The sequence below is a fragment of the Staphylococcus cohnii subsp. cohnii genome, assembly GCF_002902365.1.
In the GTDB taxonomy this organism is placed as follows: domain Bacteria; phylum Bacillota; class Bacilli; order Staphylococcales; family Staphylococcaceae; genus Staphylococcus; species Staphylococcus cohnii.
This window is the reverse complement of the sequence record NZ_PPQC01000064.1, coordinates 1-309: the sequence shown is the minus strand read 5'-3', so window position 1 is coordinate 309 and position 309 is coordinate 1. Positions and strand designations below refer to the sequence as shown.

The window sequence follows — 309 nt, the reverse complement described above, 5'->3', positions numbered from 1 at the left end:
TTGCTTGGTAAAATCATAAATTTTACTTACTTATCTAGTTTTCAATGTACAATTATAATTTCTATGGTGGAGACTAGCGGGATCGAACCGCTGACCTCCTGCGTGCAAAGCAGGCGCTCTCCCAGCTGAGCTAAGCCCCCAAAATCGATATTAAACTCTAATGGTGGGCCTAAGTGGACTCGAACCACCGACCTCACGCTTATCAGGCGTGCGCTCTAACCAGCTGAGCTATAGGCCCCTTCGATTAAGAATACTCAAATGAGCATTCAAAACTGAATACAATATGTCAATGTTATTCCTTTTCATCTT

Annotated in this window: 2 tRNA genes; both read right to left on the bottom strand. The window is 42.7% G+C overall.

The annotated features are described in order from the left end of the window. Positions 1–64: 64 nt before the first annotated feature. Positions 65–140: transfer RNA gene (locus CD032_RS10720), tRNA-Ala, on the bottom strand. A 21-nt stretch (positions 141–161) separates the two neighbouring features. Next, positions 162–238 (bottom strand) — tRNA-Ile (locus tag CD032_RS10715). Positions 239–309: the final 71 nt, after the last annotated feature.